This is a genomic window from Streptantibioticus cattleyicolor NRRL 8057 = DSM 46488, assembly GCF_000240165.1.
In the GTDB taxonomy this organism is placed as follows: Bacteria; Actinomycetota; Actinomycetes; order Streptomycetales; family Streptomycetaceae; genus Streptantibioticus; species Streptantibioticus cattleyicolor.
In genome coordinates this window covers 2863932-2878252 of sequence record NC_017586.1, presented here as the reverse complement: position 1 = coordinate 2878252, position 14321 = coordinate 2863932, and the positions used below count along the sequence as shown (strand labels likewise).

The window sequence follows — 14321 nt, the reverse complement described above, 5'->3', positions numbered from 1 at the left end:
CGGGGCATGTAGCACCCGGCCGCCAGCAGGGTCGTGGCCAGGGCGGCGACTGCGGTGCGGGCGACGCGTCCCCATGTAAAGCCCACCTAAGCCGGGCAGGAAGCGGAAATCCTGCATCGCAGAGCACCCCCGTTTCTCGCGCCGGAATCGCCTAAGTACATTAGGAGCCAGTCTGCGGCGCCTCGGGTCGCGGCCTCGTATGGTTCCCGGCCTGGAGGATGTGTCATGAGCGAGGGCGTCTCGCAGCTCGTCACCAGCGGCCCGCTGCTGATCGCGGCGCCGCTGGCGCTGGCGGCGGGGGCGGTGTCGTTCTTCTCCCCGTGCTGCCTGCCGCTGGTGCCCGGCTACCTCTCCTACACCACCGGCATGTCCGCCGCCGACGTGCACGCCGCCGACGGCGAGGGCACCGGGCGGGGCAGGATGGTGGCGGGCACCGCGCTGTTTGTACTTGGATTCTCCGCGCTGTTCGCCAGCTACGGCGCGGCGCTCGGCGCCGCGGGCACCCTGCTGCTGGCCCACCAGCGGGGCCTGGCCATCACGCTCGGATCGCTGACCATCCTGCTCGGGCTGCTGTTCCTGGGCGCCTTCGAACGCATCCCCCTGGCCGGACGAACCCTCCGCCTCTCGTACAGCCCCAGGGCCGGGCTGGCCGGGGCGCCGCTGCTGGGCGTGATGTTCGGGCTCGGCTGGACCCCCTGCATCGGCCCCACCCTGGCCGCCGTGCTCAGCCTGTCGGTCACCACCGGCTCCGCCGGACGCGGCGCACTGCTCGCCTTCATCTACGCCCTCGGCATCGGCATCCCGTTCCTGCTGGCCGCGCTCGCCTTCCGCCGCGCCCTCCGGGTGTTCGGCTTCGCCCGCCGCCACGCCCGCACCATCATGCGCATTGGCGGCGCCATGCTCATCGTCGTCGGCCTCATGCAGGTCACCGGAATCTGGGACTACTTCACCGGCATGCTCCGCTACTGGGTCGCTGGCTACCAGCTCTCCCTGTGAGCAACCGCGCCGCGGCGCCGCTCGGTTCAGCCCTTCTCAACGACGAGTTCGACAGCCGAGTTCAGCTCGTCGTAGGTGGTGGCCCCGAAGAACACCGCCGCGATCCGCCCCATCCGGTCGAAGACATACGTGGACGGGGTGGCCTGCGGGGCCAGGGCGTGAAACCGCAGCGACAAGGTGGCGTCCGGGTCGTCGAAGCTGGGATAGGTGATCCGGTGGTCCTTCTCGAAGGACGACCCGTTCGCCTGGCTGTCGCGGATGTCGACCCCGACGAACCGCACGCCCTGCGCGTAGCTTTCGGCGGAGATCCGGCGCAGGGCGGGGGCTTCCTTGCGGCACGGCGCGCACCAGGAACCCCAGAAGTTCACCACGATGATCTTCCCTTGCCAGTCGGCGGTGGACAGCCGTGCTCCGGTCAGGGTGCGGCCGTCCAGCACCGGCGCGGCGGGCCGCTGGGCGGCGGGCAGCACCCGGCGGGTCTGGGTGACTGTCGCCGCGGAGCCAGCGTCGGCGTGCCGCAGCTGCCGCACGCCGAATGTGCCCAGGACCGCCACGACGGCCACCGCAACAGCCACCGCCACGGTGCGGGTACGCCGGCGCATCCTCATCCCTCGCCCTTCTCCGGGTAGATGAACGTGCGGGTGGTCAGGTGGTTGGCGTCGGTGAGGGACTCGCGCACCGGCCGCCCCGTGCTGTCCAGGATCAGCTCGATCTGGACCCGGTCGGCCGGGAAGCCGAGCAGCAGTGTCGTGGTGCCGTCCGGATTGCGCACGCTGTCGACGGCGGCCGCCCGGCCCCCGCTGAACGGCTCGCCGGCCAGGAACCGTGCCCCGGTGGTCGGGATGCTGTGCGGGATGCCCGGGCCCTGGGCGGTGTCGCTGGTGACCCGTTCGTACAGGGTGAACGCACCGGACTGCCTCAGCTGCCGGGCCAGGCGGACCAGCGCCTGCGGGTCGGCGTGGGCGGGCCAGGGCACCGACACCGAGGCCGCGCCGCCCGCCCAGTGGCGCGAGGCGGCGCGCAGGGTGAGATGGCTGGCGCCCATCCGCCACGTGACCGGGGAGACGAAGCAGCCAGTGCCGCAGCCGCGCAGCGCCAGGGTGCGCTGCCGACCGGACGGGTCAGCGAGCGTCGCCGACAGCCGGTAGCCCGCATCCGCTCCCGGCGCGTCCGCGCCCGGCGCGGTCAGCTGCACCACCACCTGCCCGGCGCTGGCCGTCACGCTCACCCCGATCAGCCCGGCCCGCGCCCCCAACGGCACCACCGGCCCGGAAACGGGCGGCGCCGCCGGCAGCGCACCGCCGGCCTGCCGAGGCGGCGCGGCAGCGGTCAACGCCGCCGTCACCGCCAGCACCCCGGCCAACAGCACGGCCTCTGCCCGCATCGGCCGCACCCCGACCCTGCCGTCGCGCAGCCGCAACCGCGCGGCCAGCGCACAACCTGCCGCCAGCGCCACCACCGCCAGCTTGACCAGGAGCAGCCGCCCGTAACCGGTGGACACCACCTTCGACAGCGGCACCACCGCCACCGCGTTCAGCGTGCCGGTGGCCACCACGGTAGCGAACAGCCAGGCAGCCAGGCGTGCGTAGCCGTCGACCGCCTCTCGGGCCGCGCCAGGCGTGCCCCTCCAGGCCAGCGCGCAGCGGAGCACGTACACCAGCGCCCCCGCCCACACCGCGGCCGCAGTCACGTGCACCACCGTGGCCATCACGCCCCAGCCCGGCGCAAACGCCTGCGGATGCGCCCGCAGCCCCTCGACGACCACCACCACCGGCAGCGGAAGCCACGCTCGGCGCCGCCACCGCAACCCCACCCCCGCCGCCACCGCGAACGCGTCGGCCTCGACCAGCGCCAGCACTCCCGGACGCGACCGCGCCTGCCCCAAATCCGGATGCGAAACGGCCGCCAGCAGGCTGCCGTTCCCGACGATCAACGCCACCAGCCCGAGGGCCGCCAGCAACCCAGCGCCCACCCCAGGCAGCGCCCACCGGCGCGGCAGCGGCGCCCCCTGCGGCCTGTGCCCGCGCACCCGCCACACGGCCGCCGCCTCACCGAGCACCAGTGCCAGCGCCGCGAACAGCACCCAGCGCAGCACGGTCGTCGCCCCCCGCCCGGCGGTCGCCGCCGAGCCAGTCCCCCCGGCCGACAGTGCCCCGGCAGCGGCCGGACCGACCGCGAACCGGTAGCTGTTGGTGATCACATCCCCGTCCTGCGCCACCACCTGCCAGGTAACCGTGTACACCCCGGGTGCGAGAGTGCCGCGCACCGGAGCGGTCAGCACGCTGCCACCCTGCCCCCGCGTCACCGCGCCGACCCCGGCCGCCGCCCCGGAGGGCCCGGCCAGCCGCACCGTCGGGCCGCTCAGCGCCACCGGCTGGTCGAAGATCAACGTCAGGGCCTTCGGCGACGTCGGCACACTGCTGCCCACCGTCGGCGTGGTGAACAGCAACGACGCGTGCGCCGAGGCCGCCGGAGCCGCTGCCAGCACCAGCCCGAGCACAGCCACCACGCCAGCCGCCAGCGCGGCCACGCGGCGCCGCAGACGCGCCGCGACCCCACGTGGGCGCAAGTGTTCTTTCACGTTCAGGGGGCCTTCCCGGCTCGCTGTCTCCGGCGGCGGAGGAGCCCGCCGCCGATCTCCTAAGGAGAATAGGCGAGAGTGTGCGGCGTCCCTCGGTGGGGGGCCTCCCGGCCGTCGGCTCGATAGGGATGCTTGGTGGTCCCCTGTGCTGCACGAAGGGCGCCCGCGCGCTTCTCGATGGCGGCGGCCCCGGCGAACGCGGTACTCATGAGCTGTCGGCTCGTGCGATGGCTGGCGCAGGCTGCCCTGCTGGCCAAGGCCCGGCAAGTACAAGTAGCGAGCAACTGGCGTCATGTGACCATCGACGTTCTCAGCAAGGCTTCGCAGGGTGAAGCCCTTTGCATTCATGACCCACTGCAGGCTGAACGCCGTGTCGATACCAGGACTGACCATGGGAAAGGCTGCCCGCGCGGTGGGGCTGATCCCCGAGGCGGTAAGGGGCTGCGCCTGCTGCCAGACGCCGAGCGGACGGCGACCGGCTCTACGACCAGGCCGACGTCGAACTGCTGACCTCCATCCGCCGGGAGGGCCGCACCCCGGTGACCGTCGCTAAGGAGATCCTGCAACCGGCTGACCGCGGAGACTGTAGGTGGCCAGTTAGCTTTCCCCGCCCACGGCCACCTGACGGGGAGTCAAGTGGCCGTGGAAAGTGTCACCGTCAGTGACGGAAATCAGTTATCCCGGTTGCATGGTCCAACCTCTGCCGGGTCAGGGGGCGGGGTCGGACTGGACGTCGGCGCGGCATCATGTCCGGCTGGGTAGTTGGGGTGACGCCTCAGGGTCGATGTCGAGCGCGGTGAAGCGGGCGGACAGGTCGTCCACCCACTGCGATGGTGTCCGATGGTCGGGCAGGGGAATGTTGGCCTCGCTGCGCCACAGTGCGTCGCTGAGGGCGTTGCGCAGATGCCAGGCCATCGCCCGCTCGGGAGAAAGCTGCCGTCCGGTGATCTGCCGGTAGTGACGCATGGCGGCGGTCAGCAGCTCCACCCCTGGTCCCATCCCGGGACCGGGAAGGGCGCGCAGTTCATACTCTGGTTCGGCGGCCCCGATGGTCTCGAAGTCCACCACCAGCCGGAGCTCGTCGTGGTCCCATACCTGGTTGTCGCCGTGCAGGTCGCCGTGGACCAGCACGGCGGGGCCGGGGCAGGCCAGCACGGCGTCGGCCCAGTCGCACCAGCGCATGACAGTACGGTGCTGCTCCGGCTGGATCCATCGTGCCAACCGCTGGCGCAGGGCTGTGGTGGTGGCCGGCGGGAGCTGAGCGCCGGTGAGCCGACCGACGGCGGCCTGGACACGCTCGCCGGCTGACGGGTCGTGCAGGGCCGCCAAGAACCGCGCCAGCTGCCTGCCGGCCTGGTCCCGGTCGATCGAGTCGACGACCTTGAACAGGGACGCCCCGGGCACGAGCCTGGTGATCAACAACAAGGGGTCGGTGCTGCCGACGACGACCTCGGGCAAGAACGGGACCGCCGACGCGCGCGACAGTGCATCCAGGACCGCGATCTCCCGCGCCAGGCGGAGGGCGGCAGGACGCGACCAGGCGAACTTCACGACGAACTGCTCACCGACGATTGCGCTGGCCTTGTGCCACAGCGGGTCGCCGCCCGCCGATGCAGGTACCGTCACCGGATATCCGTTCAGCTCCGGTGCCACGACCCGCAGCGCATCGCCGAGCGCCTCGGCTGAACACTCAGCCAGCCACCTCATCTTCGGTATCCCGCCACGCCACAACCGTAGAGCTTCCGGCGTGGGGTACCAAGCGGCATTACAAGCCGGTACCCAGGAGTGCGCCCCCGGCAGCTACGCACCGTGTCCAACGTGCAGGAAGTGGGGAGCTGAACTGGCCGCAGGTGGGGGCCGGCAGCGGGGAGTTGTTGGCCGTACGTGGGGAAATTATCTTGGCCGCTGTCAGGAGACGAAGGAGCGGCATTCACATCGAGGAGCCTGGATCGCTACACGCCAACGGAAGCGAAAGCGGCGCCCTGACAGTCACCGGGCCGAGCGATACAGGATGCAGACGCGGCTGCTCCTTCGCGGGCTCCGGCGCCCGGCACTCGAGCAGGGCGATACGGTGCCGGAACCCCAGCGAAGGGGCGCTTGTGGAGGTCCTACAGTGACCTCCGTTCGTCTCTCTGACTGGTTGACAGTGTCGTCGCAAGCCCGGCTCCAGTCTCGCTGGTTGGTCGGCTGCAACCCCTTCGGTGGACAGCCGGTGGACAGATGCCTTTGGACGGTGCATCACGGGGTGGCATGGGTCAACCTGTTGCACATTCTCTGATCAGGAAAAACGTCACCGCACGGCACGACGAGGCACCACGCAACACGAACGCTCATGGTCTCGTAATGCGTAGGTCGAGGGTTCGATTCCCTCAGGCGGCTCGTAGGTAAACCGCAGGTCATGCCTTTGACCTGCGGTTTTTTCGTTGCCTTGACCATGGAAAACGCTCAGATCGGACACTCTCGTTCTATGCGTCGCAATGCGTAGGCCAGCGGTTTTGGTTTCAGTGGCGAAGCTGTACAGCCAGGGGTCCTGACCTGGCCATTTCCCGGCGACAGCCAGTTTTGATCGTTCAAGCTGTACGGGCTCCGGTGGACGGGCGGTGGACGAGAGTGCACGGGCGCTGCAACTGGAGCAGGAGCAGGGGACCGACCGGAGGAGCGAACAGATGCGACGCGTTGTCGTCCGTCTACAAGTACGCGGGCTCGGACGATGCAGACCACCGCAGATGCCGTCAGCTCGGCCGAGCCCATCACGGCACAGCGATGGTCGGGGCCGACGCTGACGCACAGAGCGGTCGACGGGGATGAATGAAGGATCGGGTACGTCCGAAGAGAGGGGACGGGCGGCCGGGCGTGCGGAAAGGCAGGGCGGCCGTCTTGCGGTGAGGCGAGACGACACGGGGCTCGTCATGTGGCGGTACCGGCGCCGCGCTGCGGCTCGGCACCGATCCGCCGAGACGTGGACCCCGCCGTGGCCCGGGATGTCCAGGCACGCGATCCCCAGTCGCCGGCACATTCCAGTTCGTCACGTCGTCGCGTTGGCCAGACCTGCGGGTAGGCCGGGGCGAGTCCGGGCGGACCCTTACTTCCCGCCCGCGTGAGGTGCGTTGGGCAGTCCCGGTTCCCCGAGCTGGGCACGGCGACGACCGCCGCAACGGGAGAGCGGCACCGCTGAGGGCGTGTCGTGTGTCAGCGGGCGGGGCGGTGACCAGCGCGGCGCGACCAGCGCATGCCGGTGACGGCCGAAGCGATGACGAAGGCGACAATGCCGATGATTCCCAACGCGACGGCCACCAGGACGAGGAAGAGGAAGACGGCCATGGCGGGAGCACCTCCTGTCGGCTGAGCACGGGCGGTCAGCGGCGGGCGAGTTGCCGCTCGCCGCCTGTACCCGGCTGGTAGGGCATGCCGTAGTAGCGGAAGATCACCTCCTCTGCCTCGGCGGGCAGGATGTCGTCCATGCCGACCGAGGGTGCCTTCTTCACCAGCGCTCTGGAGTAGGAGACCTTGATGTAGTCCGGCCCGAGGAGCACCTCGCCGAGAGGGACGAACGACAGCTGGTGACGCGTGGGCAGCCCGGTGCGGACGGTGGCCATGGCCGGCTCGTCGGTGGTGGTGTCCACGTAGATCGCTTCGAGTACACCGATCTTGCGGTCCTTCGGGTCGACGACGGTGCGGTTGCACCACTCCCGGATATCGGCTGAGTGGATCATGGCCTGCTTCCTTCCTCAGCGGTTGAGCCGGCCAGACGCGAGTAACCGCAGACAGTCACCTGTCGCGACCGGTAGCCCGTTGCCCTTCGAGGCTATCCGGGAAGTGTCCGCTCCGGCCCTCGCGCGGCCGAGTCTCGACGGCCGGCTGTCAAGCGGCGGTGCCGTCAGAGAGGTCGTCAGCCGTCCTGCCCCGGATCCGCCGTGGTCAAGGTTGGCGGCATCCGGCATCCGATGGAATCCGGACGGCGAGCCTATCGGCACCGGAAGCGCGGGACGGCTGCTGGCTACGCTCTGCGCCATGGCGCGTACCCGGTTGTACCGCAACGGCTCCCTGGTCGCCGAGGACTTTCCGGTCCAGGAGATCTCCGCGCACCTCGCCGACCCCGGGTCGGTGGTGTGGCTGGATCTTCACCGGCCGGGACCGGCCGACTTCGCCATGGTCAGGGAGGAGTTCGGGCTCCATGAGCTGGCCGTGGAGGACGCCCTGCACGAGGGCCAGCGCCCCAAGCTGGACCGTTATCGCACGCACGACTTTCTCAGCGCCTACGCCGTCACCGTCGCCGCGGACAGCGCGGAGCTCCTGGTGAGTGAAGTCGCGGTGTTCCTGACCAGCCAGGCACTGATCACGGTTCGCAAGGACGACGGGCTGGTCGTGGACGACGTGATCGCGCGGTGGGACCAGGCCCCGGAGCTGGCTGGGCACGGGGTGGGCTTCCTGCTGCACGGCTTGCTGGACCACCTCGTCGACGGGCACTTCACGGCCGTCCAGCGACTGGACGATGCCATCGAGAATCTGGAGGAACTGCTCTTCGAGGAGGGGCGGAAGCAGATCCAGACGGTGCAGCGCCGCCTGTACGCGCTGCGGAAGTCCCTGGTGGGACTGCGCCGTGTGGTGCTGCCGATGCGCGAAGTGGTCAACGCGCTCATGCGATCCGGACGGCCTGTGGTGACCGAGCCGCTCACGCCCTACTACCAGGACGTCTACGATCACGTCCTGCGCGTCACCGAGTGGACCGAATCCCTGCGAGACCTGATGAACTCGGTGGTGGAAACCAACCTGTCCGTGCAGGCCAACCGGGTCAACGTCATCATGAAGAAGGTCACCAGCTGGGCGGCGATCATCGCGGTTCCCACCGCGATCACCGGCTTCTACGGGCAGAACCTCCCGTATCCGGGATTCGCCCGCCAGTGGGGATTCATCCTGTCCACGGCCCTCATCGTGGTGCTGTCGGTGCTGCTGTACGTCGTCTTCAAGCACAAGGACTGGATCTGACGCCGACTCGGCGAAGGCAGGCCGACCCGAGGCCGTACCGTGCCGGCCGACGAAAAACGGCCCCGATGCGTACGCACCGGGGTCGCCCCTTCCGGATCGCCGTACGTGAGCGCATGCGATCCACCTCTCAAATTACTCCACCGGTGCCCGCTTGACCAGCGGTGGGGCATTCTGCTCATTTTTCTTTTTCCCCTTGTGGCCGGATCTTCTTCCAGCGGGTCTGGATCTCCCCTGACGCTTTCCGGCTCGCCGGGCTCCCGAACCGCAGGCGACCGCGGTGAACTGCGGTGATGCCTCAGGAGGCAGTGAAACCAACCGGGGGGACCTGTCGTTCGATCAAGAGTTGAACCGTCGGCAGAAATTTCTGGTTCACCGACCCGGCTGATCGGTCCGTGACCGGAGTAGGCTGAAAAGTACCGGGGACACCTCGTATATCGACTTCCGTGTCGGTGTCGCTCTCGGCGCAGAAAACACCGGGCCGCGGAAAGCGCCCGGGGACAGGTCCGCGACATGACCACGACCACCGACCGCACGGCGGCACCGAACGACAACCCCAACGATCACCCCGGCAATCACTGGGGCACCGCACGGGCTGCTGCCGCACGCGCATCCGTGAACCCGCGCAGCACCGCAGCCAGGCCCGGCCCCCTCGACGGCGCGTGGTGGCCCCGCTCCCGCAGCCTGGAGCACGAACTTCCCGCGCTGTCAGAGGCGTTGGACAGTCTGTGGGGTCGCGTCACCCGCGTCTCGGTCAATCCCCAGTTCTGGCCGGTCATCCCGCGGAAGGTGCCGGTCAACGGGCACCTGGTGAAGGTGGGCTGGTTTACCGCCGAGCAGGAGCCGCACAAACTGCTGATCATCTGCGAGGCCGCGGGCCGCAGGGACCTGCTGGTGGTCCCGCCGCAGACCGATGCCGCCGCGGCGGCCCGGCTGATGTCCGCGGCGGCCGACCCGTACAACGCGCTCACCGCCACCACCCTCATGGCGAGGGAAGCGGCACGGAGCGCCGCTGAAGCCGAACGCGGCCGGGAGGAGACCGCTGCGGAGGAGTGGGAGGCCGAAGGCGGGCACCTCGCCCCCGTCCCCGCACCGCCCGCGGCACCGGCCGTTCTCAGCCGCCCGGTGGCAGGGAGGCGGGCGTGATGACAACCCTCGTCACCGTGGCGGTCATTCTCGCGATGATCGCCCTGGGAGCACTTGTGATCAGTCTGCTCAACGCCCAGCAAGCCGAAGGCGTCGCCGTTCACCCCTACGCGCGATTCCTGCCCGACCCCGGCGCACGGCCCGCCGAGTCGGTCGCCTCGACCACTCGGAACACCGGGCTGGCGGGCATTCCACCCGCCCGCGACGACGCCCGCCGCGACCACCGTGACGGCGGCCGGGGCAGGCTCCGCGCGGGGAGCCGGACGGCGCGGGCCCGGCACCACAAAGAGCACCACAGAGCGTGAGGCCGGCGCCAAGACGCGCGAGGCCGACGTTCGGCCCGGGCGGGCGAGGCGCACGCGGCGGCGTGCCGGGAGCGCCGGACGAGCGCGGTCCGTGAAAGCGGTGACGGGGCAGACGGCCCATGACCGGCGACGGACCGCACCCGGAGCGACACTCCTACGGCACGGTCACCAGGTGTTCGGCGCTCCCGCCCCGCCACTCGATGAGGAAGACGGTTGCGTCGTCACTCGTCACCCCGCCCCGAGCGCCCTTCAGGGTGTGGGAAAGGGCACGCACCATCGCGCGGACGCCGGTCTGGTCGCGACCAACGCGCTTGACGACATCGATCAGGTGCTCCAGTCCGAACTGTTCGCCTCCGGCCGTGTGCTCCTCGATGATGCCGTCGGTGAAGCACAGCACCCGGTCGCCTCGACGGAGCATATGTTCGCTGATCCTGGGTTCCTCACCGCCGAATCCCACCGGCAGGGTCGTTGCGCTCTCCAGATGTCGGATGACGTCGTGGTCCCGGATCAACAGCGGTGCCGGATGGCCGGCGTTCACCCATTGCAGGTGGCCGGTCGTCGTGTTGAGACGCATCATCTGCGCGGTGACGAAGTGCTCGGGACCGAACTGCTCGGCGATGACCCGGTCCATGAACGCGTAGGTCTCGGACAGCCCGACGTTCGCCCGCCTGGCGTGGCGGTACGCGCCGATGGCGGCCGTCGCCATCACCGCGGCGGTCAGTCCGTGACCCATCGCGTCGATGACACCCACGTGCAGGATGTCGTCGTTGAGCGCGTAGTCGAAACTGTCACCGGCCACCTCGTAGGCAGGCTCCAGGATCCCCGCCACCTCGACCTGCGGGACCGACATCATCAGCGGGGGCAGCAGGGACCACTGGATCTCGGCCGCCACGCTCATCGTTCCCCTGCGCCGGGCCCGGGTGAACTGGTCGGTGTAACTGTCCTTGGTGACCATCATGTCCGCCACCAGCCCGGCGAGCCGCCGCAGCAACCGCCGGTCGTCGTCGTCCGGCGAGTCCATGGTGAGGGCCATCACGCCCACCTGGTCACTGCCGTCCAGCAGCGGCAGGTACAACCGCACACCGTCGGCCTGCGGCACCTCGACCGGCGCCGCCTGCAGGAACGCCCTGCCCGCAGGGGAGCCGGCGATCGGTTCCGGCTCACCGGCCACCAGGCGCCTGCCGGGCAGCGGCACCAGCATCAGCTGCTCGTAGTCCTGCAGGAACACCGAGACGTGGCGCCCGCCGACCCTGCCGACCTCTTCCGCGATCAGCGGAGCGATCAGTTGCGGGGGCATCTCGTGAGCGCGGTCGAGCAGCAGTCCCAGCAGCCGCTCGCCGAAGCCCTCGGAACGGTCGACCGCGACCTTGTCGCGCTCCCGCGCATGCTCAGCCATAGTCCGTCATTCCATCACGCCCGCCCGCCACTCTCCTCGGAACGACAACGCGCGCACGCCCCCGAAGGCTTGTCCGGCCGCAGGCCCATCGGTCGTCGGACATCGTGGGCGCGGCGGGCCCGTCTCTGGCGCACCCGCACCCCCGTCGGCCGCTGCTGTGCCACAGGTGGGCGAGAATACGTCTCACGTCCGGAGCCAGGTGGCGGAGGCCGGAAGACGGCCGTCGGTGGGCTGGGAGTGCTCAGCCTTCCCGGTCCTCTTCCGTCTCCATGTGCCGCAGTCCTTCGTGTGTGAGCGTCACCGTGGTGGGGGTGCGGTGTGATGTCCAGTCGACCGAGATGAGCCCCTCGTCCGCCAGATAGCGGCACGCGGCCGCGAGGTCCTGCCCGGGCAGGTCCACCGCCTCTCGGAGTGCGTCTCCGCTCAGGCTCGTGCGGTTGTCGGTGACCGCCAGGTAGAGGGCGCGCAGGACGGCCTCCCGGTACTGCCTGCGTTCCCGAAGCGTTGCCATGATCGCCACTCCCTCGGGCCGGTGGGTCAGGACTCGTCCTGCTGCGGCCGCTGTCCGGCGGAGGTCGGACCGGGGGCGAGCCAGGCGCGGGCCGGGCCGGCCGCTCGTGTGGTGTCCACCGTGAGGTGGAGGCGGGTGGCGCCGTCGTGGCCCGCGGGGTAGCTGCGTTGCTCCGTCGTGGCGAAGCAGCGGCGCAGGATCTCCACCACTGCGCGGGCGACCTCGGGCGTCGCGGCGATCACCCGGACATCGGCGTGACCGGCCGTGGGCAACTGCTGGTCGGTCATCGTGCGGTCACCTCGGTCACCTCCGGTCGGGGGCCGGACCGGACGTACGGTTCCGGTGGTGAGCGCGGCGCTGGTCGCCGGGGCAGGCGGTGGTCCGGGTGCGGTCCCTGCTTCCAGTGTGGGTGAGCCGCGGCGGGGCCGCCACCGCGTCCGCGGCGATCGGCCGCCTTCCCGACCGCCGTCGCCCTGCCACGACGGCAGTACCGTGGACGTGCGGGCCCCTGGTCGCCGGCGACCAGGAGCGTTCGACGACGGACAGGCGGCAGGCCATGGACGATTCCCCTACCTCGCGGCCCTCCGGAGTACTTCCGGAGGGCATCCACGCGTCCGTACGGCCGGGCACGGCGCTGCTGCGGCTGGGGACCACGCGATCGCGCGAGGGGACGCTCGACGGCGCGTGGTGGCCGCGTTCGCGCGACATCGCAGCGGAGCTGCCCGCACTCGTGATGGCGCTCACCCAGCACCTCGGGCCTGTGATGCGGGTGGGGCTCGACGCCTCCGACTGGGAGGAACTTCCCACGCGGTTGATCGTCGACGACCGCGTGGTCCACGTCGACTCGTTCCCGGTGGGTGACGGCACCGTGCTCGTCACGCGCGGGGACCAGGACCACTTCTCCCTGCTGGTGATCCCGCCGGAAGCGACACCGGAGGCCGCGCGCGCCGCGCTGGCGCAGGCGGTCGCACCCGGCAACGCGAGTCCGGCGCGGCAGATCCTCATCGACGCCGGTACCGGCGAGCGGCTTCACGAGACCGGCTGACCGGGCACCTCCCGGACCGGGACTCCCTTGCTGTACGACGGCGAACGGCGTCCACCTCATCCGCGATGACGCCGCCTCGCGCCGCCGTCGGCGCGTGTGCAGCGGCTGTGGAGGTCGGCGAGCAGCTGGTCGAGGAGCTGTTCCTCCTCGACGCGGACGGCGTGGTGGGTGAGGGCGAGTGCGAGGCCGGGGTCCCAGGGGGTAGGGGCTGGGATGCCGGTGGTGAGCGGGGTACCGAGGCCGCGGTCGACGGCGGTGAGGTAGGAAGGGGCGTCGTAGCGCCAGGGTGCGGCGGTCGGCAGGCGCAGGATGCCGGTGGCGATGCGGATGCCGCCCCAGTCGAAGTCGCCGTGGTAGGCGATCGGGTAGCCCTGGTCGGCGATGTGGCTGAGCAGGGTGCGGGCGGCGGCGGACGGGTTGCCTTCCACGCAGACCAGCGGTGGGCAGCCGGGGCCCAGCTCGTCGGCCGCGGCGGCGAGGACGGCGGGGTTCTCACAGGCGTGGACGGTGGTGTGGTCGGTCAGTCCGAGTTCGAGCGGCCCCGCGGCGATCTGGCGGAGCGTCAGGACGCAGGGTTCGCCGCCTTCGCGGGCGGCGGCGAGGATGCGGCCGGTGGTGTCCCCGGTGGAGCCGGGCAGGCCGAGGACGAGGACCCGGGAGGAGAGGTCGTCCAGCGCCACTCCGACGGCGGCCCAGGCGGCTCGGCGGCCCTCGGCGCCGGCGGCCGTCTCGGCGGGCAGCGCGGCGAGCGCGCGGACAGCGGACAGGACGAGCGCGGCCAGCGGGCGGCCGTCGTCCAGGGCGTGGGCGTCGCCGAGGGTACGGGCGGCGAGGACGGGGAGGGTGAGGCCGTCGGCGGGGAGCGCGGAGAGCACCCGTACGACGTCGACGGCGAGCCGCCGCGCGGTTGCCGGGTCGCCTCCGGAGAGGCGTTTGAGCAGGCCGGTGGCTTCCATCTTGGCTCGCCAGGGCGCGAGTTCGGCCCGGGCGGCGATTGCGGGGTGGTCGAGTTCGGCCAGCGCCTGTCGCCAGGCGGCCGCGAGGGCGGTGTCCTGGGCCCGCCGGTCGGTCACCGGGCCGGTCAGCGCGACCACCGCCGCGGCGAGGCCGTTCGGGCAGGCCTGCGATGCGCGCAGCACGCGGTCGACATCGGCCAGTGGCACGGTCAGGGAGCTGCCCGAGCGCAGTCGGCGGCCGAGCAGCAGTTCGATCGCGCGGCGTTGTTCGGGGGTGGCGGCCTTGAGCGTGGCGGGGGTGTCCAGGGGCCGCCCGGTGGCCATCCGGTCGCGGGCGCGGTCCAGCAGCCAGGCGGTCTCGGGACCGCCGAGCAGGCGACGCAGCCGCGGCAGATCCGTCAT

General features: G+C 70.9%; 14 protein-coding genes. 5 read left to right on the top strand and 9 right to left on the bottom strand.

The features are described from left to right. The first annotated feature begins 225 nt into the window (after positions 1 to 225). Complete coding sequence (locus tag SCATT_RS12765) at positions 226 to 996, top strand: cytochrome c biogenesis CcdA family protein (protein WP_014143468.1); 771 nt, start codon at positions 226 to 228, stop codon at positions 994 to 996. Positions 997 to 1022: 26 nt separating this feature from the next. On the opposite strand, the gene SCATT_RS12760 is transcribed toward SCATT_RS12765, so the two are convergent. The 5 genes from SCATT_RS12760 to SCATT_RS12745 all read right to left on the bottom strand — a co-directional run bounded on the left by SCATT_RS12760 (position 1023) and on the right by SCATT_RS12745 (position 7290). Further along, positions 1023 to 1604 carry a TlpA family protein disulfide reductase gene (locus SCATT_RS12760; protein ID WP_014143467.1) on the bottom strand — a complete coding sequence of 194 codons (582 nt, stop codon included), beginning with the start codon at positions 1602 to 1604 and terminating at the stop codon, positions 1023 to 1025. Continuing rightward, the gene (locus SCATT_RS12755) at positions 1601 to 3505 is read right to left on the bottom strand and encodes a copper resistance CopC/CopD family protein (RefSeq protein WP_158693796.1); all 1905 of its coding nucleotides are present in this window, start codon (positions 3503 to 3505) and stop codon (positions 1601 to 1603) included. The genes SCATT_RS12760 and SCATT_RS12755 overlap by 4 nt, the downstream gene beginning before the upstream one ends. A gap of 816 nt (positions 3506 to 4321) precedes the next feature. Continuing rightward, a complete protein-coding gene (locus tag SCATT_RS12750) occupies positions 4322 to 5284 on the bottom strand; it encodes a phosphotransferase family protein (RefSeq protein WP_014143465.1) in 963 nt (320 codons plus the stop codon). Between the two features lie 1482 nt (positions 5285 to 6766). Next, complete coding sequence (locus SCATT_RS40320) at positions 6767 to 6898, bottom strand: hypothetical protein (RefSeq protein WP_014143464.1); 132 nt, start codon at positions 6896 to 6898, stop codon at positions 6767 to 6769. A 35-nt stretch (positions 6899 to 6933) separates the two neighbouring features. Continuing rightward, entirely contained in the window at positions 6934 to 7290 is a 357-nt protein-coding gene (locus SCATT_RS12745; RefSeq protein WP_014143463.1) for a PRC-barrel domain-containing protein, read from the bottom strand. Positions 7291 to 7588: 298 nt separating this feature from the next. On the opposite strand from SCATT_RS12745, the gene SCATT_RS12740 reads away from it, so the two are divergent. From SCATT_RS12740 to SCATT_RS12730, 3 genes are all read left to right on the top strand, one after another. Further along, positions 7589 to 8563 carry a magnesium transporter CorA family protein gene (locus SCATT_RS12740; RefSeq protein ID WP_014143462.1) on the top strand — a complete coding sequence of 325 codons (975 nt, stop codon included), beginning with the start codon at positions 7589 to 7591 and terminating at the stop codon, positions 8561 to 8563. 510 nt (positions 8564 to 9073) lie between these two features. After that, entirely contained in the window at positions 9074 to 9706 is a 633-nt protein-coding gene (locus SCATT_RS12735) for a DUF5994 family protein (RefSeq protein ID WP_014143461.1), read from the top strand. After that, the gene (locus tag SCATT_RS12730; protein ID WP_014143460.1) at positions 9706 to 10011 is read left to right on the top strand and encodes a hypothetical protein; all 306 of its coding nucleotides are present in this window, start codon (positions 9706 to 9708) and stop codon (positions 10009 to 10011) included. The genes SCATT_RS12735 and SCATT_RS12730 overlap by 1 nt, the downstream gene beginning before the upstream one ends. Before the next feature lie 154 nt (positions 10012 to 10165). Here SCATT_RS12730 and SCATT_RS12725 read toward each other — a convergent pair whose 3' ends face one another. The 3 genes from SCATT_RS12725 to SCATT_RS12715 form a co-directional block, all read right to left on the bottom strand. Beyond that, positions 10166 to 11407, bottom strand: a complete 1242-nt coding sequence (locus tag SCATT_RS12725; protein ID WP_014143459.1) for a PP2C family protein-serine/threonine phosphatase — start codon at positions 11405 to 11407, stop codon at positions 10166 to 10168. Between the two features lie 241 nt (positions 11408 to 11648). After that, positions 11649 to 11918 carry a hypothetical protein gene (locus SCATT_RS12720; protein WP_014143458.1) on the bottom strand — a complete coding sequence of 90 codons (270 nt, stop codon included), beginning with the start codon at positions 11916 to 11918 and terminating at the stop codon, positions 11649 to 11651. 26 nt (positions 11919 to 11944) lie between these two features. Beyond that, positions 11945 to 12205 carry a hypothetical protein gene (locus tag SCATT_RS12715; RefSeq protein ID WP_014143457.1) on the bottom strand — a complete coding sequence of 87 codons (261 nt, stop codon included), beginning with the start codon at positions 12203 to 12205 and terminating at the stop codon, positions 11945 to 11947. A gap of 269 nt (positions 12206 to 12474) precedes the next feature. Between SCATT_RS12715 and SCATT_RS12710 the strand changes: the two genes are divergently transcribed. Next, complete coding sequence (locus SCATT_RS12710; protein ID WP_014143456.1) at positions 12475 to 12963, top strand: DUF5994 family protein; 489 nt, start codon at positions 12475 to 12477, stop codon at positions 12961 to 12963. A gap of 56 nt (positions 12964 to 13019) precedes the next feature. Here the strand turns inward: SCATT_RS12710 and SCATT_RS12705 are convergent, their stop codons facing one another. Next, positions 13020 to 14321, bottom strand: coding sequence for a TIGR02679 family protein (locus SCATT_RS12705; protein ID WP_014143455.1), 1302 nt, complete (start codon positions 14319 to 14321; stop codon positions 13020 to 13022).